12 protein-coding genes are annotated in these 20246 nt (G+C 45.7%); 5 read left to right on the top strand and 7 right to left on the bottom strand.

Features of this window, described 5'->3' with window-relative positions; translation table 11 throughout:
- Positions 1 to 110: 110 nt before the first annotated feature.
- From QT974_RS11925 to QT974_RS11915, 3 genes are all read right to left on the bottom strand, one after another.
- Positions 111 to 1232, bottom strand: coding sequence for a glycosyltransferase family 4 protein (locus QT974_RS11925; protein WP_333468691.1), 1122 nt, complete (start codon positions 1230 to 1232; stop codon positions 111 to 113).
- 443 nt (positions 1233 to 1675) lie between these two features.
- Positions 1676 to 2872, bottom strand: coding sequence for a glycosyltransferase family 4 protein (locus QT974_RS11920; protein ID WP_333468690.1), 1197 nt, complete (start codon positions 2870 to 2872; stop codon positions 1676 to 1678).
- A 1516-nt stretch (positions 2873 to 4388) separates the two neighbouring features.
- On the bottom strand, positions 4389 to 5075 hold the full coding sequence (locus tag QT974_RS11915; protein WP_333468689.1) for a CPBP family intramembrane glutamic endopeptidase: 687 nt from the start codon (positions 5073 to 5075) through the stop codon (positions 4389 to 4391).
- A gap of 371 nt (positions 5076 to 5446) precedes the next feature.
- Between QT974_RS11915 and QT974_RS11910 the strand changes: the two genes are divergently transcribed.
- On the top strand, positions 5447 to 7036 hold the full coding sequence (locus QT974_RS11910; RefSeq protein WP_333468688.1) for an Hsp70 family protein: 1590 nt from the start codon (positions 5447 to 5449) through the stop codon (positions 7034 to 7036).
- A 205-nt stretch (positions 7037 to 7241) separates the two neighbouring features.
- Here QT974_RS11910 and QT974_RS11905 read toward each other — a convergent pair whose 3' ends face one another.
- Positions 7242 to 7763: a L,D-transpeptidase gene (locus QT974_RS11905; RefSeq protein WP_333468687.1), complete on the bottom strand. Its 522-nt coding sequence runs from the start codon at positions 7761 to 7763 to the stop codon at positions 7242 to 7244.
- A gap of 114 nt (positions 7764 to 7877) precedes the next feature.
- Positions 7878 to 8516 carry a bifunctional 4-hydroxy-2-oxoglutarate aldolase/2-dehydro-3-deoxy-phosphogluconate aldolase gene (locus QT974_RS11900; protein ID WP_333468686.1) on the bottom strand — a complete coding sequence of 213 codons (639 nt, stop codon included), beginning with the start codon at positions 8514 to 8516 and terminating at the stop codon, positions 7878 to 7880.
- A 153-nt stretch (positions 8517 to 8669) separates the two neighbouring features.
- On the opposite strand from QT974_RS11900, the gene QT974_RS11895 reads away from it, so the two are divergent.
- Complete coding sequence (locus QT974_RS11895) at positions 8670 to 8987, top strand: hypothetical protein (RefSeq protein ID WP_333468685.1); 318 nt, start codon at positions 8670 to 8672, stop codon at positions 8985 to 8987.
- Between the two features lie 176 nt (positions 8988 to 9163).
- Here QT974_RS11895 and ftsH3 read toward each other — a convergent pair whose 3' ends face one another.
- Both ftsH3 and QT974_RS11885 read right to left on the bottom strand, forming a co-directional pair.
- The gene (ftsH3, locus tag QT974_RS11890; protein ID WP_333468684.1) at positions 9164 to 11002 is read right to left on the bottom strand and encodes an ATP-dependent zinc metalloprotease FtsH3; all 1839 of its coding nucleotides are present in this window, start codon (positions 11000 to 11002) and stop codon (positions 9164 to 9166) included.
- A gap of 65 nt (positions 11003 to 11067) precedes the next feature.
- Positions 11068 to 11292 (bottom strand): hypothetical protein, encoded by a 225-nt coding sequence (locus tag QT974_RS11885; RefSeq protein WP_333468683.1) that lies wholly within the window; start codon positions 11290 to 11292, stop codon positions 11068 to 11070.
- 236 nt (positions 11293 to 11528) lie between these two features.
- Between QT974_RS11885 and QT974_RS11880 the strand changes: the two genes are divergently transcribed.
- The 3 genes from QT974_RS11880 to QT974_RS11870 all read left to right on the top strand — a co-directional run bounded on the left by QT974_RS11880 (position 11529) and on the right by QT974_RS11870 (position 20202).
- A complete protein-coding gene (locus tag QT974_RS11880) occupies positions 11529 to 14462 on the top strand; it encodes a glycosyltransferase family 1 protein (protein ID WP_333468682.1) in 2934 nt (977 codons plus the stop codon).
- A 67-nt stretch (positions 14463 to 14529) separates the two neighbouring features.
- Positions 14530 to 15882: a glycosyltransferase family 4 protein gene (locus tag QT974_RS11875; RefSeq protein ID WP_333468681.1), complete on the top strand. Its 1353-nt coding sequence runs from the start codon at positions 14530 to 14532 to the stop codon at positions 15880 to 15882.
- Positions 15883 to 15900: 18 nt separating this feature from the next.
- The gene (locus QT974_RS11870; protein ID WP_333468680.1) at positions 15901 to 20202 is read left to right on the top strand and encodes an O-linked N-acetylglucosamine transferase family protein; all 4302 of its coding nucleotides are present in this window, start codon (positions 15901 to 15903) and stop codon (positions 20200 to 20202) included.
- Positions 20203 to 20246: the final 44 nt, after the last annotated feature.

Here is a 20246-nt window from a genome sequence, read left to right as displayed (position 1 = left end):
AAGAATTGGTTGAAAGCCCGCCCGCCCGATCGGGATCAATTAAAATCAGACTATTTATTACTCCAATACTCGGACTTAAGGGTAGAGGTCGCTTTCAAACTGTCAAGCCCTCAACTTTCAACTGTCAACTGTTGAAGTTCTAGTGCCGTGTACAGTGCAGCCTCGAATAGATCCGTTGCATCCTCCCAGGTATAATTTGTTACTGTACTCAAAGCATTGTGAGACATTGCCTGCCATTCGGCATCTGACAACTGACAAATCTGCTCGATCGCGTTTGCCATAGCCTTTGGGTCTTCGATATTCACAAGGATTCCACCCCCGCCCGCCAGCAGTTCTGGAGCCGCACCAGCAGTCGTGCCGATGACTGGAGTGCCGCAAGCCATTGCTTCGATAATTGGCAAACCGAAGCCTTCGGAGGTGCTGGAAAACAGCCAAGCATCGCATTTACTGTAAAATTTTGCCAGTTCGTCTGACTGCGGTGATTTATCATATTCAGTACCGGGGGGTAGCGGCAAATCGGGATGAGGATTTTCGCCCGAACCAAAGGCAACCAAATGCAGGTTGGGAATTTTTTTAGCAGCTTCAGAGAAAGCCTCAAGGGCAATCTTGCAGCCTTTCCAAGGAGTTGTAGTATAGTACATCCCGACTGTGGGAACTGACTGCTTGCCTCGCGGCTGCTTGCCTTGGGACTGGGAATCGTAAAACTTTTCAGTGTCCACGGTGGGAGGGACGACAGATACACACAAATCCTTGTATTCGTCCCGCGCTATGTCTGCTAGCCACTTAGCCACAGTGATTTTGTGCATCGGCAGCCGCCAAGTTGCCTCTACTCGACCTTGAGGTAGGTAGTCAAAAGCCTCGTAGTGTTGGAGAAAATATACTTTCGCTCCTTTGCTGGGGGAGAGTTGGGCCACCCACTCGGCAGTTTCCCACCAAGTAGCCATAATAATATCGGCATCTGGTACGTCACGGTTGGTAATTTGACGGTTGGTTTGTAGGACTTGGCATTCGACATCCACATTGTCAAAGTGAGACTCTTCTTTGGGCAGAGCCGCCAGCCAGCCCTTACCTTTGATCAGCGATCGCAATTGTTGGATAAAAGTCGGTTGTTTCTGTGGTGTAGAGACTATTACTATTTTGTGTCCTCGCTTTTGGAGAAGTTCTGTGTACTTAGATAACACCCTCATGCCGCCGGACCGACTCAGGGATGGCAAGACAAAAGTAATTTTCATATAGATGTGGAAGATACACGCTGATAGATCAAATATTTCCCTAAGACTTCGCACTGCGCTATGAGCCTATTTTTGACTTTTGTGCAAGTTACAGGCGAATGCTGGAGGCGATTGTCATATCATAGTCGAGCCGACATGACGTTGTGGTTGCCAACTCGTCCCCATCAGAAATCAGGAGATGTTTGAGGCTACACAAGTCTAACCGATAACGGCGCCAGCATTAAAACCTCTGCGGCAGTGGGGTTGATCTGTGGCCCGACTGTACCTTGAAACTACTGCCCCACAGCCGACTGATGCACCCACAATTCCTATCTAGACTGTTTGGTAGAACACTGGAGGCGGGCGATTTGAGTTTGGGCAGAAGCACCGCGCCAAACGATCGGGAATTACTACAGAGAATCCCGCCTCAAGAGGGCATCGCCCACAAGTTCAAATCGCAGCAGCTAGCATGGAACCTTGAGTTTTTTGTTTTTTTCTGTTACTTCTTTTAGTTCTGACTGCGCTGAATTTTCGTCCACGTAGTAGGGAGAAGAGGAAATTATCTCAACCTCTCGCTGTTTAGATTTGTCTACAGCAACTTTCAATCCCGCTTCAAAATGAGCGGTGGCATCTTCCCAAGTATAATTGAGTATCTTGGCATAGGCTGCTTCGGACAGGGCTTGCCACTCGGCGTCGGGCAAGTTACAGATAGACTCTATGGCTTTTGCCATTTCTTCAGGATCTTCGGGTCTTACGAGTATCCCGCTACCGCCGCTCAAAATTTCAGGAGCAGCGCCTGCTGGGGTACTGATGACGGGAGTCCGGCACGCCATCGCTTCGATAATCGGCAATCCGAAGCCTTCAGAGCGGCTCGCCAGCAGCCACGCATCGCATTTGCTGTAATAGTCTTTGATTTTGTCTTGGTCGGGTTGAATTATATACTCAGCATTGGCTGGTAGTGGCAATTCCGGCGATGGGGCATCTACGCCGAAGGCCACCAGACGCAGGTTGGGATTTTTTTTAGCAGCTATAGAAAAAGCTTTGAGGGCGATGTCGGTTCCTTTCCAGTAAATTGTGGAGTACATCATGCCAATGGTCGGAACCGATTGTTTGTGGCGAGGACAGGCATAAAATTGCTTGGTATCGACGCTAGGAGGAGCTAAGGAAACTTGGCGATCGCCGTATTTCGTCCGAGCTAGCTCGACCAACCAATGAGAGATCGTAATTTTGTGCATCGGTAGCATCCACGTGGCTTCCACTCTACCTTGAGGTAAATAGTCAAAAACTTCGTGGTGCTGGAGAAAATAAGCTTTTGCTCCTTTACTGGGGGAGAGTTTTGCTACCCACTCGGCGGTTTCCCACCAGGTAGCCACTACTACGTCAGCGTCAGGTACATCTTTGTCCTCTACTGGGCGGTAGCGATCGGTAATTTTTTGTTTGACATCTAATTTGTCGAAAAACGAAGGTTCGTTTTCAGTTGTACCAATCCAACCGCGTCCCCGCAGCAGCGACTTGACTTGCTGGCGCAGACTCGGTTGCGGGTGAGGTACGGAGATGACAAACACTTCGTGTCCTAGCTTTCTCAAACGTTCTGCGAAAATAGATATTACTCGGATTCCACCAGTCAGACACAGAGTAGGAAGAACAAACGTGATTTTCATTTTTAAGTCCCGCTGAATACTCCGACTCAGTTTTAGCGCTGGCTGGAGCGCTGGTTTTAGAGCCTGACAGGAAAGGGGGGCGGGTGAATATTAATTACCACTTTCCTTGTGTGTACATAGAATGAATCAAACCTGGTAAGTGTTCCCAACATCCGAGTATGGAGTTGCGATAACTTCGCTGTCATTGAAATGATAATAACGATTGATACTAGGGTAAAACAGTTCCTGTAGGGATAAATTTACCAGGGTACACAATTTATTCCTCAAGGCAGAGCCCTGATTAAACAGTAACTTTTTAGAGCCAAACAGCAAGCCATACTACACTTCCTGTCTAGCATAACAGCACTTGCTGATTCTACAGCCGGGTATGTACGGGAAACCGGAAACTACCCAACCTTTATGGTGGTGTTCAATTTTGCAAAGGTGAATAGTTAGGGAAAATAAATGTAGCACTGGTAACAATATACAGTAGCCTGAATGTGGCAATTACATTGTTTTAATTAATGATAAAAATGAAAAATATTAATTTAAATATTTTATTCTTTTTATAATTAAACTGATTGGCATTCCGATACTTTAATCTGCTTTATATTTTATTTCTTTGGGTAATTATGATGCTTTAAATATTAAATTTAATGTATTTTATCGAGAATTTTTTTTAAAGTATCGGCACTGAACCGATCGCTAAATAATATAGGATCGCCATAATACAGTCCTGGATGCGCTAATTATAGAATAAACTCAGTTTTTCACCTATTTCTAGCTGTCTCCGCTCGCCGAGGTATGCAACACCTGGTTGATGCGTTACGGACTTTTGGAAAATTAGGTCGATCGATTGCAGTACAGAATATACAAATTCTCCGCTAAATATTTAAATTTTCTGGTGTATTTTCAATGTTTAAATCAAGGGCGATCGCCTGAAATGGTGTGCAAAAGCGACCGCTACTTCTGGACAGACCACCTGTAGCAATCGCGCTACTCCTGTCTAAGTAATTACCGTAAAACAAAAATTTCGCAAATTATCTAATCAGGCTGTAAATATCGCAGAAAGACTTAGAGTAGAATGCCATAAATCGAATTAACCTTGACTGTTAAGCAGCCGCCACAGCTTAGCAGTACCTATCAAACGAGCTCGCTTATTAAAAAAAATCTGTTATCTAAAAATCATTATTCTTAAGTTTAGAATTTCCGATGACAGTCGGCTTACTCTGAGGAGTTGTGCTGGCGATGGTTTCAGCGATATGGTTTGCAAGTTTTCAGCTCCCGAACATGATTCGATCGCCAGCGCCACAAAACTTATAATTAAAAGCAGATGTGTTAACCTAAAGCATCTCCCGCTGGGAACAAATGAACATTCTAGTTTGGCGCTGCATCTGTCAAAATTTGAGTACAAGCAGGACTCTCAGCCAACTGTTGCGGATGCTACAGATACCTTGCCGAAGTTGACAATTTAGAAGCACAGGTGTTCGAGGTCAAATTTTATCAGAAAATTTGCCCGTAGTAGCTGAAATAGCAGCTAGTTAAACAGAATTTGCCAAGCAATAATTGCCAGAGCTAAATCTGCGATCGCGTGGCTGATATAACTCGACCACAGCGAACGGTATCTCAGATAACACTGCGACCAAATTATCCCGGCGCCCCCTACAGCGAATGAGCCTAAAATCACGCCGCGCCAGTCGCTGTAAGCTGCGATGACCAAAATGTGGTGGAGCGTAAAAAATAGCGAACTGAGAAATATTGCTGGTTTTCCCGGTATCAAAATCTGGCATTTGTTGCAGACAAACCACCGCCAGGTAAATTCTTCAATTAGTGAGTTAATTAGCACAAAATATGCTTCAATCATTAAGTAGATATCACTGGTGCTAATACCTAATTGCTGCGCTTTTTCTTTGGCAACTACAGGATCGATCCAGTGCTGGCCGAACAGCCTGTAGGTACCCACAATTACCACAAACATCAACGTCCCCCAAAGGGTGCCAGCGATCAATTCCCGGCGCTTGGGGAGAGATAAATGCAGTTTTTGCCGATCGACTAAAACAGACCAGGCGATCGGGAAAACCAGCAACCAAACTTGACACAACGCTGACAGTGGTTGTCCCCAGCGAACGGTAACATACAATGCTGCTAATGTACCAATACTCGCAGCAGGGACAAGCAGTGCCAGAGCCAATAGAGCTGTTTTGCGATCGCCCGTATCTAGCATTTTTTATGCTTCGTTGTAAAATTGGATCGACATCAAAGGTAAAAGCTTGACCGCTGCTAACCACGCGCGATACCAGCTTTTCAAAAGAATGCAAAGCCAAGCAAGCCTGCAATCGTTCTACAGTAAGTTATTCAAATTAAAAATCTAGAATGTAAAATCTCACATCGTCTAGGTTTTGTGCCGCTTGTACAAGTGGCTGGCTTTTGTCGATCGCAGAATGTACAGTTGCACAAAATTGCAGCCTCCTCTACCCAAGCAGTTTTGATTGCAGCAAAATGTTCTTGCAAGAACATTTTTGAGCATTTGTTTGCTTTTGCGACTCCAAATATCATAAGATGACTTAATTCCTAGTAGCTGTGTGTTTTGGCTAAATGGCGATCGCAATTGACTTTGGAACTAGCAACACTGTCGTCGCTCGCTGGAATCAGGCCCTCCAGCAGCCCGAAACTTTGAAATTACCGGGATTGTCGGCAGTCTCGGTTCAAAATCCGCCTTTAATTCCCAGTTTGCTCTATGTTGAGGACGCTGCTAAAAGTAAAGTCCTACTCGGTCAGCAAGTCCGCGATCGAGGCCTCGATCTGAGTGGAGATCCTCGGTTTTTCCGCAATTTCAAGCGGGGAATCGGCACTTCTGTTAAAGGTTTTGTCCCGGAACTTGACGGGCAAATTGTTGATTTTCAACGAGTAGGCGAGTGGTATTTGAGCCAAATTGTCAGCTCAATTCGCTCATTACCTTTGTCGGTAGATTCTTTGGTGTTTACTGTGCCGGTAGATAGTTTTGAAGCTTACCGCCATTGGTTGGGTAAAGTGTCGGAATCTCTGCAAGTAGAACAGGTGCGGATGTTGGACGAACCGACGGCGGCTGCTTTGGGTTACGGTTTGGTCGATCGCTCTATTCTATTAGTGATAGATTTCGGCGGCGGAACTCTGGATCTTTCCTTGGTGCGCCCCGAGAGTAACGGTAACAAAAAACCCCTGGGTTTTCTACTCAAATGGGGCGAGAAGTTATTGGCCCAATCTTCCGCCCAAAAGGCAAAAGTTGCCCGGGTTTTGGCTAAAGCCGGACAAAATTTAGGCGGTTCTGATATTGATAATTGGCTGGTTGACTATTTTGTCAAAACGAAAGGCTTAACAAAATCTCCGATTACGACGAGATTAGCCGAACGGCTAAAGATTCAGTTATCTTTGGTAAATAAAGCGGTTGAGGTTTATTTTGATGATGAAAATTTTGAGAGTTACGAATTAGAATTAGACCGAGATGGCTTTGAATCTATCCTTGCCGAACATCAGTTTTTTGAGAACCTTGACGAGTGCATGAATCAAGTATTGCAGCAAGCGCGGCGCCAAGGCTTAGAAATTGGCGATATCGATGCAGTTTTGCTTGTTGGCGGTACTGTCCAAATTCCTGCGGTGCAGCGTTGGGTGCAGCAATATTTCGATCCGGAAAAAATTCGGTGCGATAAACCCTTTGAGGCGATCGCCCAAGGAGCTCTGCAACTGAGTCAAGGCGTAGAAATTAAAGATTTTCTCTATCACAGTTACGGAATCCGTTACTGGAACCGCCGCGAAAATTGCCACAGTTGGCACAGTTTAATTAAATCCGGCCAGTCTTATCCGATGAGCGAACCGGTAGAATTGGTATTAGGAGCTTCTTTAGAAAATCAGCCCAGCATAGAATTAATTATCGGCGAATTGGGAGCCGAAACTGGCGGCACGGAGATTTATTTTGACGGCGACAGGCTAATTACTCGCCAAATCGCGGGCCAAACATCGGTACAAGCCCTGAATGACAAAGACGGAGCTCGCAGTATCGCGCAATTGACGCCGCCTGGATATCCGGGGAGCGATCGCGTCAAAATTTTCTTCCGCGTTGACGGACAGCGCTTTTTGCGGATTACTGTGGAAGATTTGCTGAGCAATCAAACTTTGTTAGAAGATAGGCCAGTGGTGCAGTTAAGTTAAATATAAGACGTACGGTTGAAACCGCGTCTAGACAAAGGAAGTCCGGATGGTGCGCGGTGTAAAGAAAATCAAAAATTCCCACCTGCTTGCAGTGAATTTTGTCTCCATAAATGTAATGTTAACCGCTCGCTCTTCAACCGGCGTTGGCACGTGAGTGCTTGTATAGACGCGGTTTCAACCGCCGTTTTATCTACAAACCTATTAGTTAAATCTCCGATTTGTGCACCACCACCGCCGTCCCCACCGAGGCCCATTCAAACAGCCATTTAGCGTGATTTACCGCTACATTTGTACAGCCGTGAGTGACGGGATTTCCAAACAAATTGTGCCAGTAAGCCCCGTGAATTGCATTGCCGCCGTCGTAATACATTGTATAGGGAACATCCGGCACGTCGTAGTCCGCCCCAGTCATTCTAGCAACGCGGTATTTGGTTTGGATGGCAAAGGTTCCCGTGCGGGTGGGAGTCGATGATTTGCCGCTGGAAATAGTCACCGCATAAACGGGTTTATTTCCTTCCCAAGCTATTAATTTTTGTCTTGACAAATCAATTTCAATCCAGCGCTGACTGGATTGTTGCAACTGCATAATTCTATTGGCAATTATGTTGCGGCTTTCTGCGGCAAATGCGGTCATTGAACCGCCGTAGAAAGCCGCAACTGTTAAGACGCAGCCTGCACAGAAAGTTCCGGCGCGGCGCAAGTAAGTTGATTTGATAATCTTGTTCATTCCTCACACCCAAGACGATTGTAGGTTTTAGATTTTAGTTTTTAGATTGGGAAACTTTCACACTTTGTACTATTTTAAATTGTAGATTATAGATTTTAGATTGGGAAAGAGGGCTTAACAAGTTGTTAAGTTTTGGGTGAGAGTTCGGGCAATTTGGGCGATCGCCCCCCAATCTCGATTTTCCACTAAGTTTTTGGGAAATAAGTCTCCGGCTAAACCAACGGCGATCGCCCCAGCATCAATAAATACCTTGGCATTTTCTAGCGTCACCCCGCCCGTGGGAATCAAAGGAATGTCCCCCAGAGGGCCTTGCAGGCTTTTCAGGTAAGCAGCGCCTCCCAAACCCGCGATCGGAAATACTTTGACGCAGGTAGCACCTGCTTGCCACGCCGTCATAATTTCTGTGGGAGAAAAAGCACCGGGGACGATCGGCACTCCGGCGTCAACTGCTGTTTTAATCATGGTTACATCTGTGTGGGGAGTAAACAGGAATTGAGCGCCGCAGTCTATGGCTTCGTGTAACTGTTCTAAGTTTAATAAAGTGCCGGTGCCAATACTAAAAGTAGGGAATTCGGAGCGGAGTTCGGGAATTAATTCAGGAGCTTTGTCGGTGTTCCAAGTAATTTCAATAAATTGAATTCCGCCTGCTGCTACCGCTGATGCCATCTGTCTGGCCAGTTCCTTTTCGGAGGAACGGATAACTGCGATCGCCCGGTGTTTTTTTAGTAGTGTCAACCATGATTGATGATTCATGCTATTTTAGATTAAATAATTGAAGAATTGAAGAATTGGGAATCACTAATAATTATTATGGTATGGTTTGGCTCACGCACAGTTGCCTTTTTTGGGAAATTGGTATCATTGTGACTAGGATATAATTTTAGTACACATTACAAACTTCAATATATGCCAAACTACAATATGCGCGGCGTTCAGTTTTTAACCGACAATGAAGGCAACAAAACCGCTGCAATTGTTGACCTCAAAGAACACAGCGAATTTTGGGTTGACGTGTTGGCTGAATGTGGCGAACCGACAGACTTTCAGTTTTTAGTTGACGGCCAAGGCGAAAAAATTGCGGTGCTGCTTGACTTCGAGAAGCACGGCGAACTCTGGGAAGATGTTTATGATGTCATCATGACCGAGGGGCTAGAGGATGAACCGGGCATTCCTTGGGACGAATTTAAACGCCAACTAGAATCGAAGGGGAAGTTGAGTGTCTGAATATCAAGTTATTATTCAACAGGTGGTAGGGTGCGTTGCGATCGCATAACTGCAAATAGCGAGAATTGTCGCAGCGACGCACCCTAATATAAAAAATCGGGGCGATTCCAGATAATACCAGAACCACCCCAATTATCGATTCCCAACTTGAGATTAAATCCAAAATCTCAAATCAATTAGGCAATTGTCGCCATCTTGACATCGCTGTTAGCCAACAAATTTTGCAATTCATCAGCATCCACAGTTTCCTTATCAACTAGCATCTCTGCTAAGGCGTTCAAAACGTGGCGGTTACCAACCAGCACATCTTTAGCGCGACGGTAAGCTTGCTCTACCAACAAGCGAACTTCATCATCAATGGTGGCTGCGGTTTCTTCGGAAAAGTCCCGTTCGGCCATGATATCGCGACCCATGAACATATTCCCTTGTTGGCGACCGAGAGCTACAGGGCCGAGCCGATCGCTCATTCCGAAGCGAGTCACCATTTGCCGTGCTACTCTTGCCACTTGTTGCAAGTCATTGGAAGCGCCAGTTGTGACTTCTTCTTCGCCGAAGACAATCTCTTCAGCAATGCGGCCGCCCAAAGCTACCGCCATTTGATTTTGCAAGTAAGAGCGAGAATACAAGCCAGAATCCATCCGATCTTCGCTTGGTGTGAACCAAGTCAAACCGCCAGCGCGGCCGCGGGGGATAATGCTAATTTTCTGCACGGGGTCATAGTCGGGCATCAAGGCACCAACTAAAGCGTGACCGGCTTCGTGATATGCTACTAAGGTTTTGCGCTTTTCGCTCATCACGCGGTCTTTCTTTTCAGGGCCGGCGAGCACGCGGTCGATCGCATCATTGACTTCATCCATCGAGACTTCGGTCAAGTTGCGACGGGCGGCCAAAATTGCCGATTCATTCAGCAGGTTAGCCAAATCGGCACCTGTGAAACCGGGTGTCCGGCGGGCGATTTTTTCCAAGTCCACGTCTTTCGACAAAGTTTTGCCGCGGGCGTGAACGTTGAGAATTTCCAGGCGACCGGAGAAGTCGGGGCGATCGACCACAACTTGGCGATCGAAACGGCCCGGACGCAGCAGCGCAGCATCCAGCACGTCGGGGCGGTTGGTTGCAGCAATCAAAATGATCCCTGTATTGCCTTCAAAACCGTCCATTTCCGTCAGCAACTGGTTCAGGGTTTGTTCCCGTTCGTCGTTACCACCGCCCAAACCAGCTCCGCGCTGGCGACCTACGGCGTCAATTTCATCGATAAATACGATACAAGGAGCGTTGGTTTTAGCTTGTTCAAACAAGTCGCGGACGCGAGAAGCACCGACACCCACGAACATTTCCACAAATTCCGAACCGGAAATCGAGAAAAAGGGCACGCCAGCTTCTCCAGCGACTGCTTTGGCGAGCAGGGTTTTGCCGGTTCCCGGAGGGCCCACTAGCAGCACGCCTTTGGGGATTTTTGCTCCGACTGCGGTGAAGCGATCGGCATTTTTCAGGAAGTCCACGACTTCAGCGAGTTCTAGCTTGGCTTGTTCGATGCCGGCTACGTCGCCGAAAGTCACCTGAGTTTGTGGCTCCATCTGGACTCTAGCTTTCGATTTGCCGAAGTTCATCGCTTGGTTGCCGGGCCCGTTTTGGGCGCGCCGTACCAGGAAAAACAGTCCCACCAACAGCAGGATCGGGAAGAACAAGCTGCTGAGCGCTTTTACCCAGAAGCCTTCGTCGTTTTGGGGCAGAACTGAAATATCTACCTTATTTTTGGTCAGGATGTTGATCAGTTCGGGGTCGTTCGGCAGGTTGACAATCACCTTGTTGCCGTCCTGAGCAGTGACCAGAGCTTTGCTGCGATCGGAACTGATATTTATTTTGTCTACTCTGTTGCCTTCGACTTCCTGAATGAATTGGCTGTACTTCCAAACTTCCCTACTTGGGGGCTGTTTGTCAAAAAATGCGGTTGCTAAGGCAATGACTACAATAGCCAGCAGTGCGTACAGTCCAGCGTTTCTCCACCGTTTATTCACCGAGGTCGATCCTCCTAATTATTTAGTCCCTGTGATTTGGGATTTTTTATTTATGTTCATCAATCTTAACGTAATTGTAACTTAGTTTGTCTCACGCAAGTATCTTGCGCAACAATCGCGAGTTTGCTCGTCTCTGCCAGAAAGCGCAGGGCCCGACTGGGATGAAGGCGAACGGCTGAGGATATTTGGAGAATTCCCAAACAGTCGGCGGACGATCGCCCCACGGCTTCCCAAGAGCGCGCTTGTGGGCTAGATTTAATCGGATATCCAACTAGCGATCGACCTCTCACATTTTTTTTCCTTACATCATTAACGTAAATTTGTCAATCGTGCGGAAAATGTGGTGCGAGTACAAGCTGAGGGTCAATGTGTTCCAGGATGATGCTACTTGCCAATATGGAACCAGCCGAACTGTACAAGCGTCAATGGGCCAAGGAATCGATCGAGGTATTTATTGAGTGAAATCAACTCAATTTTGAGACGCACTTTTCTGTTAAAAAAAACTTTTATTTGCGAGAAATTATCAATGTCAAACTTGCCACCAGATACTTTTATTTTTAACGGTCAGACACTACCCTACAATCGACTGAAACACAATAACTTTCCTTGTTCAGAAAGAGCAGTAGAAATTCCGGTTGCTGGCGAGTTTCTTGCCAGATTGAAGGATAAAAGTAAACTGCTGGAAGTCGGCAACGTCCTCAAACATTACGAACAACTGATCGAGCGAGATTTGGTCGAAATTCAAGCTAGAAGAATTGCCGACAAATACGAAATAGCTGACGGAGTAGACAATATAGATTTAATGGAAATTCCAGCCTCTGAGAAATATAGTGCTATAATTTCCATCTCTACGGTAGAACATATCGGACAAGGAGCTGAACCAAATCAAACTTACGGTGAAAATCTCGACAAATGCGATCGAGAAGGGCCGTTAAAGGCGATCGCCAAAATCTACGATTTGCTATCAGATGGCGGCCAAGCCTTGATTACAGTACCCTTTGGCAAACTTTTAGAAAGAGGGTGGTTTATCCAGTTCGACCTAGATTACTTGAAACTCTTATTTGACAAATACAATATTCCGCCAACTGCCATAAATTTCAGCTTTCTCAAGTTAGTTCAAACCTACAACCGACCGACGCACCGTTCAGTTTGGGTGCAAGCGAATCCCCAAGAACTGAGGGACGTAGAATATAATGCACCTTTTAGTTTCGCCAATGCAATTGCTGTTCTCGAAATCACCAAAGTTGCGGCCAGAAACTTAACTATATCAAGCATTCCAATACAGCCAGAACAACTGCTGCTGAGCAGCAAGCTGTGCGTATACAAAGACTTTCAAACAGAATATTATCGGCATTGGATTGCCAAAATGAAACAGGAGTTTACTCCCGCACGCAAACAGTGGGAATTCGTGGCAATTGTCCAAGCTTTGCACGAAAGAAACTTTCTGGGTAATGGCAAAAAAGGTCTAGGATTTGCTGTCGGAAACGAACCATTACCCTCTTTATTTGCTTCCTTGGGCTGCGAGATTGTCGCCACAGATCAAGGTTTGAATCCGATTAGCCAAAAACAATGGGGCGAGACAAACCAACTGTGTAAAGGCAAAGCAGCTCTCAATGAGAAAGGTATTTGTCCGCCCGAACAGTTTGAGAGATTTGTTCAAGTTCGGGATGTCGATATGAACTGCATTCCTGAAGATTTGCAGCGAGGAGAATTTGACTTTATTTGGTCGTCTTGTGCTTTTGAACACATCGGTTCGATCGAAAAAGGACTGCAATTTGTCCAAAAATCTTTAGCTTGTGTCAAAAGCGGCGGCATTGCGCTGCACACCACCGAATATAACTGTACCTCGAATGCAGGTACCCTAGATTTACCCAATTTAGTATTTTACAGGCGTCAAGATATCGATCGACTAATTGCCGAATTAGAAAAGCAAGGACACTGGGTAGAGCCTATCAGCTACGAGATGGGAAATCAAGCACCAGACTTGAAAGTAGCCAGACCACCTTATACCGAACCGCATCTAAAATTAGAAATGGGCGGTTATGTTGCCACATCTTTACTGCTAATTATCCACAAAGATGGTTGTCAGAAAGCAGGTTATTTGCCCAGGGTACCAGTTGTCAGTCAAGCAACGGAAAAATCCATAAAAATAATTTACGATATCTCTGTCCTCGGATACGGCCATCACGTAAGCCGTTCTCGCACGGGCGTGGCGAGAGTTATCGAGAATATTGCATTAGGTCTACTTCCCTCAGCAGAATTAGAGCTATCTTTTAGCGCCACTCATTCTATATTTGCCGTACACAATGCGCTCGATTACTTGGAAGCGCAGCCAATTTTTAAAGACGTACCATTTATCTATCCCAGCTTTATTTATCAATTGCGAACCAAACTAACCGAACTTTACAAAATGCTGGAAAATCAGAGTAAAGTTCTGATAAATAATGGCGACCAGTCTGAGAATCTGTCTTTAATAGAAAGCTTGCAACACCCTCTGATTGCAGCAATGAATTTGACCGCCGGCCGGAACTCGCTCGACCCCAATATTTTGAGGAATGCAGAGATTTATCACTCCACCTTTTATCACGTCCCCGACCAAATCAGGCAATTTAAAAATATCAAAACAATTTCGACAATTTATGATTTGATTCCCATTGTCTTGTCAGATTTATTTGTCGGTAAAAACGACGGCGATTATCAGAGAATGCTGATGTCGTTACAAACTTTAACTCCTGAAGATTCGATAATCTGCATATCTCGCGCTACGAGAAACGACTTGCTCAATCATGTAAAAAATCTTGACCCCGCCAAAGTTTCTGTTTCCTACCTAGCAGCCGATACCCAGACCTTTTATCCTTGTTCTGACAACAACAAAATTGCAGCCATCAAACAAAAATATTCCATACCCGACGCACAATACATCTTGGGCGTAAGTACGATAGAACCTCGCAAAAATATTTTACACGCCATCCGTTGTTTTGCCCAAGTAGTCCAGCAGCAAGGTATCAAAGATTTGTACCTCGTATTAGTTGGCGCTCTCGGCTGGGATTACGAACAGATATTTGCCGAAATATCCCTCAACAGTTTAGCAAAAGACCGGGTGATTCTGACTGGTTATGTAGCCGATCGAGATTTAGCTGCACTGTACAGCGGTGCGCTAGCATTTGTTTATCCGTCGCTCTATGAAGGTTTTGGGCTTCCACCTTTAGAAGCAATGCAGTGCGGCGTTCCAGTCATTACTTCCAATACCTCATCTCTTCCCGAGGTAGTTGGCGACGCAGGAATTATGCTGGCTCCTAATGATTCTGACGGACTTTGCCACAATATGCTAAAACTTTATAACAATCCATCTTGGCGTCACGAGATGTCATTAAAGTCGCTCAAACAAGCTCAAAATTTTAGTTGGGACAGGTGCATTCAGGAGACGATTGCGGCATACAAAATTGCTTTATCTAGTTAAATTCAGGATTGAGGTGACACTATAGTATACCTAGGGTGCGCCATAAGCACCTTACCATAATTGATAAATGATCGATCGAACCGAACCACATATGCTAACATCAAACCTAGAACCAATAAAAGTTATCTACGATATTTCTGTCCTCGGACAAGGACATTTGCATTCGCGCGCTCGCACGGGAATCTTTCGAGTTGTTGAAAGTCTTGCTGAAGGATTGAAAAGCTCGCCAGAATGCGATTTGCTATTTAGTGTAAGTCAGTATTTTCAGTTGCTAGATGCTAGTCTCGATTACCTACAATCTAATCCTAAATTAGCAAAAGTTCCCCTGCTGCACTCCAGTTTTTCCAGGATTTTTTACAAAAAGCTCCTCGATACCTACAATCTGGTTGGGTGTCAAACAAAAATCAATGAGGCTAGCAATGTAGGAGAGGATAAGTTATTTTTAGACGCCGTGAAAACTCATCTAGAAAACACGCTGAGAATGATGGGCGGTTACTCTAATACTATCGACTCTCGCAACTTAGAGGAAGTTGATATTTTTCACTCTCCCTACGATCAAATTCCTGCATCTGTTCAGACAGCAAACAACGTGCAAGCATTTCTAACTATTTATGACTTAATCCCTATTCTATATCCTGAATTTCTACTGAGCGAACAGATTCCTCTACTTTACAAACAAACTTTAGCAAGCATTTCTCAGAAAGATTGGGTGACTTGCATATCGCATTCCACAAAAAATGATTTGTGCAATTATCTGAATATTGACGAATCGAGAGTTTTTGTCACGCCTCTTGCTGCGGAACCGAGTATCTTTTATCCCTGCGGCGATGCGACAAAACTTGCTTCGACTCGCAGCAAATACGGCATTCCCGATGCTCCTTATCTTTTGAGTTTGGGCACGTTGGAACCGCGAAAAAATCTTGACGGTGCAATCCGCAGTTTTGCTAAACTAATTGAGCAACAAAATATCACAGATTTATATCTGGTGTTGGTCGGTACTCCCGGGTGGAAATATGACAATATTATGGCAGAAGTTTCTCGGAACAACTTCCTCAAACAGCGGATAATTTTTACTGGATACGTGCCAGAATCTGATTTAGCAGCGCTTTATAGCAGTGCTTTAGCCTTTGTCTATCCGTCTTTTTATGAAGGTTTTGGTTTGCCGCCTCTGGAAGCGATGCAGTGCGGAATACCGGTGATTACCTCGAATACATCTTCGCTTCCCGAAGTGGTTGGGGACGCGGGAATTATGGTAGACCCAAAAGATACTGACGCGCTGTGTCATAGTATGCTGGAAATCTACAACAATTCGTTTCTGCGAGCTAGTATGTCTTTAAAATCTTTGGCGCAAGCTAAACTTTTTAGCTGGGAAAGGTGCACTCAGCAAACTATCGCTGCTTATCGAACTGCTTTATCGTAATTTTACAGGAAACTCGCCATGAAAATAGTTATTGACGGTATATTTTTTCAAAGTCAGCAAAGAAGCGGGATTGCTCGCGTGTGGCAGTCTTTGATGGCAGAATGGGTGAAAGATGGTTTTGCTGAGCATATAGTTATGTTAGACCGTGCGGGCACTATACCGAAGATTGCGGGCATTGAACATCGCTCGATTCCGGTTTACGATTACGGCAAAACTGATGCTGACAGAGAAATGTTACAGCAAATGTGCGATCGCGAAAATGCAGATTTATTTGTCTCTACCTACTATACAACACCGCTTTCTACGCGATCGGCATTTGTCGCCTACGACATGATACCCGAAGTTACCGGAGCTGACCTCAATAATCCGATGTGGCGAGAAAAACATCGCGCTATCCGCCAAGCATCTTCATACATCGCAATTTCCCAAAGCACAGCCCGCGACTTAGTAAAGTTTTTCCCAGAAATATCTCCCCAATCAATTACTGTCGCTCGCTGCGGCATTCAAAAACATTTTTATCCTTCTAGTTTGCCAGAAATTACAGCATTTAAAACTGGACGCGGGATTGAAAAACCCTACTTTCTCATAGTAGGAGAACGATTAGGCTTCAACGGTTATAAAAATACGATCGCTTTTTTTCAAGCTTTATCTAAACTCAGCAGCAAGTTGGGATTTGATGTTGTGTGCACGAGCGGTCAACCTGCGCTAGAACCCATATTACAACAGTACACTGCTGGTTTAAACGTCCACTTGCTGTATTTGGGTGACGATGAATTAAGAGCGGCTTACTCTGGTGCAATTGCTCTGGTATTTCCCTCGAAGTATGAAGGTTTTGGGCTGCCAATATTGGAAGCAATGGCTTGCGGTTGTCCCGTTATTACATCTCCTAACAGCTCGATTCCGGAAGTGGGCGGAGAAGCAGCATTTTATGTCAGTGAAAATGATGTAAATGCACTGGGAAATGCACTGCTTGACGTACAGAAACCAGATATTCGCAACTCGTTAATTGCGGCAGGACTCGGACAATGCCGCAAATTTTCTTGGTCGTCTATGGCAAAAGATGTTAATTTAGCGTTGATGCAAGCTGCCAGCAGCCAACAGCAAATCGCGGCAAAATCGCCGGAAGCTCCAATCTTATTGTCAAGCATTATCGAGCAATATCAGAAAAATTCCGCAGATTTATCAGCACTAGCAAATGTCCGCCAAGCTCGCAAACAAATTGCAACAATCTGGCTCAGTTTACCAGCCGAACAAGTTGCCAGCGCCTTTGCTGGCGATGCTGGAAAACAGCACTATGCAATGCTTGCCACTGATATTCGAGATGAACCGCTAACTGATACAGAAGAGACTTTTGTGAGCGAATTAGCGGCGAATGTGGCGAAGGGATTTAACGACCCCAAAGCCATAAATTACCTGTTAGCAGCGATGCTGTACCGTCGCGCCGACCAACTGCCGCTCAAATACGATCGCGCTACCATTCCTAACTGGTTCGCTAATGAATATCTGAAGTTCATGTTTACCTGTCCGAACCTCTTTCAAACCCCGGGAGCCGCCGACAGTTACTATCAATTTATCTCAGGATGGATTGATTACATACATACGAATTTGTTTAAAAATGCAGATTCGCCGCTGTGGCAAAATATTGCTTTGTTGTTCGCGCAAATTGCTAACTTTATCCCGCTGTACTTTACCACCGCCAACCTGCGCGATATTTACACCAAACGAGCGGATATTATCGAGTTTGCTCTCAAAAATCGCGGTTCTTCTATTGATTGTATCTTCCCAGCGCGATCGCCCGCACGGACAAAAATCCGCCTGGGCATCATTAACGACCATTTCGCGCCGCAAACCGAAACCTTCGCCACCATCCCGGTTTTCGAGCATTTAGACCGCAACCAGTTCGAGATTTTCCTGTACGCGCTCAACACCAGCGGCCACCAATTAGAACAATACTGTCAAAGCCGCGCCGACAAACTGGTTGCACTTCCGAAAGAGTTTGCATCCCAAGTCCAAACTATCCGCGCCGACGACTTAGATATTCTGTTTTTTGGTACGAATTTAACCGCTATCAACAAACACGTTGGTTCGCTAGCAATGCACCGTTTGGCAAGGGTACAAACTACATCTTTCTGTTCTCCGACAACCACCGGCCTCCGGCACATGGATTACTACATTGCAGGCAAATACACCGTGCCAGATGCTAGCTATCAATCACAATATCGCGAACAGTTGGCAGTTCTAGAAGGCAGCGGTTTTTGTTTCAAATATGCCACAGAATCGCAAGTTGCTACAGTCAAACCCACGCGCCAAAGTCTCGGAATTTCTGACAACACAACTGTGTTTGTCTCCGGCGCCAACTTCTACAAAATCCTGCCGGAGTTGAGAGAGACTTGGGTAAAGATTCTCGCGGCTGTTCCCGATTCAATCTTGATTTTGTATCCCTTCGGCCCGGCTTGGACTCGCAGTTATCCAGTAACACCTTTTGTCAACAATCTTAATGCTGTTTGTGCTAAACATGGGGTAAATCACAATCGTTTGCGGTTCGTAAAACAACTACCAAGCCGCGCGGATGTCACAGAATTTTTGCAGCTAGCAGATGTTTATCTCGATTCCTATCCTTACGCTGGGGCGACATCGTTAATCGATCCTTTGCAAGTAGGATTGCCGGTGGTGGTTGTGGAGGGAAATGCTTTGCGCTTCCGTCAAGGTGCGGCGATGCTGCGGGAATTGCAAATGCCCGATTTAATTGCGACTGATGAAGCATCCTACATTCAGCTAGCCGTCAATCTCGCCACAAACCCGCAACTGCGCCAGCAAAAACGGCAGGAAATTGTGCAGAAAATGCAGGGCAATCCCGCCTGTTTTGATAGTGTTGCATACTCGGGGGCGATCGCGAAACTATTCCAAGAACTCTTTAGCAAGTGGCAAAATAGCCACCTAGAAGCCTCCCGCAGCTTGCAGGATAGCATTCCCAAGCAGCCGGATTCCGGCGAGATCCTCTCTAGCGCCGTCCAGCTTTACCACAGAAATTCATCCAACATCTCAGCAATATCTCAACTGCGGCAAATCCGCAAACAAATCGCGGATTTTTGGCTGAATGTTCCCACCGAAAATTTAGAAGCTACCTATCAAAGTGCTTCAGGTAAAAACTATCAAATCATGCTCAAAAGCGGCTTTCAAAGTCAAGCGATGATGGAAGACGAACAAATATTTTTGCAGCAACTAACCCAGATTAGCAAAGGATTGGTACATCCCAAAGCTGTCAGCGCCTTGCTGGGGGCGATGCTGTACTTTCCGCGGGGAACCATGCGCATTCCCGACGCTCGCAACCGCTTGCCGCACTGGTTGCTCGGCGATTACGAACAAGTTTTTGAAACAGAAGCTGCCGTCAATTCCGAGTCTAGTTCTGACTTGCTAGCTCAATACATTCAATCCCCGCAATTTGCCAATCAACTATTAGGATGCGTCAATCTTTACCGCATCGATCCCTCTGACGAATCGGTAGTTTTGGAACTCCGCCAAATCAGAAAACAAATGGCTGATTTTTGGCTGAGCGTTCCTTCGGAAAAATTGCCAGATATTTACGGAAGAGAACTTCGCAAGGGATATCAAGCAATGCTTAGCTGCGGCTTCCAAGCAGAATCAATGACTGAAGCCGAACAAAACTTTTTGCAGCAATTAACCGAAATTAGCAAAGGGTTGGTGCATCCTCAAGCTATCAATGCTCTGCTGGGTGCAATGCTGTATTTTGTGCCGGGGAAAATGCGGGTCCCCGATGCTCGCACCCGGTTGCCGCAGTGGTTGATTGATGATTACGAAAATGTGTTTGAAACTGCCTTTGCAGCCAATCAACAAACGATTGTGAAGCAAGAGAATCTACCGCAGTTGATCAATCAATTAATTGCTGCGGTGAATCTTTATGAAATTGACCCCACCGCTGAATTGGTAATAACAGATTTACGGGAAATTCGCACGCAAGTTGCTAATTTGTGGTTGAGCATTTCCGGCGAACAACTTGAACTTTTGTACCGGAGCGATTTTGGTAAGGGTTACAAGGCAATGCTGGGCTGTGGCTTTATTAATCAGCCGCTGATTGAGAGTGAGCGCGGGTTTTTTAAGTCGTTGGTTGCTGAGTTGAGTCAAGGGTTTGGAATGCCTAAGGCTGTGAATTATTTGTTAGCTGCGAGGCTATTTTGTCGCGCTGGGCAGTTGCAGGTTCAGGATGCGAATAGTTGTTTGCCTGAGTGGTTGTTGGAGGATTACGAGCAGTTTGTGGGGGGTGCGGTTCAGGTGGCTGTTGGTTCAACAGTTGACAGTTGACAGTTGACAGTTGACAGTTTGAGAGCGACCTCTACCCTTAAGTC

Origin of the sequence: Microcoleus sp. BM001215392 (assembly GCF_036700185.1) — a bacterium.
Classification (GTDB): domain Bacteria; phylum Cyanobacteriota; class Cyanobacteriia; order Cyanobacteriales; family Microcoleaceae; genus Microcoleus.
The sequence above is the reverse complement of the archived record's forward strand: the minus strand, read 5'-3'. Positions and strand labels throughout refer to the sequence as shown.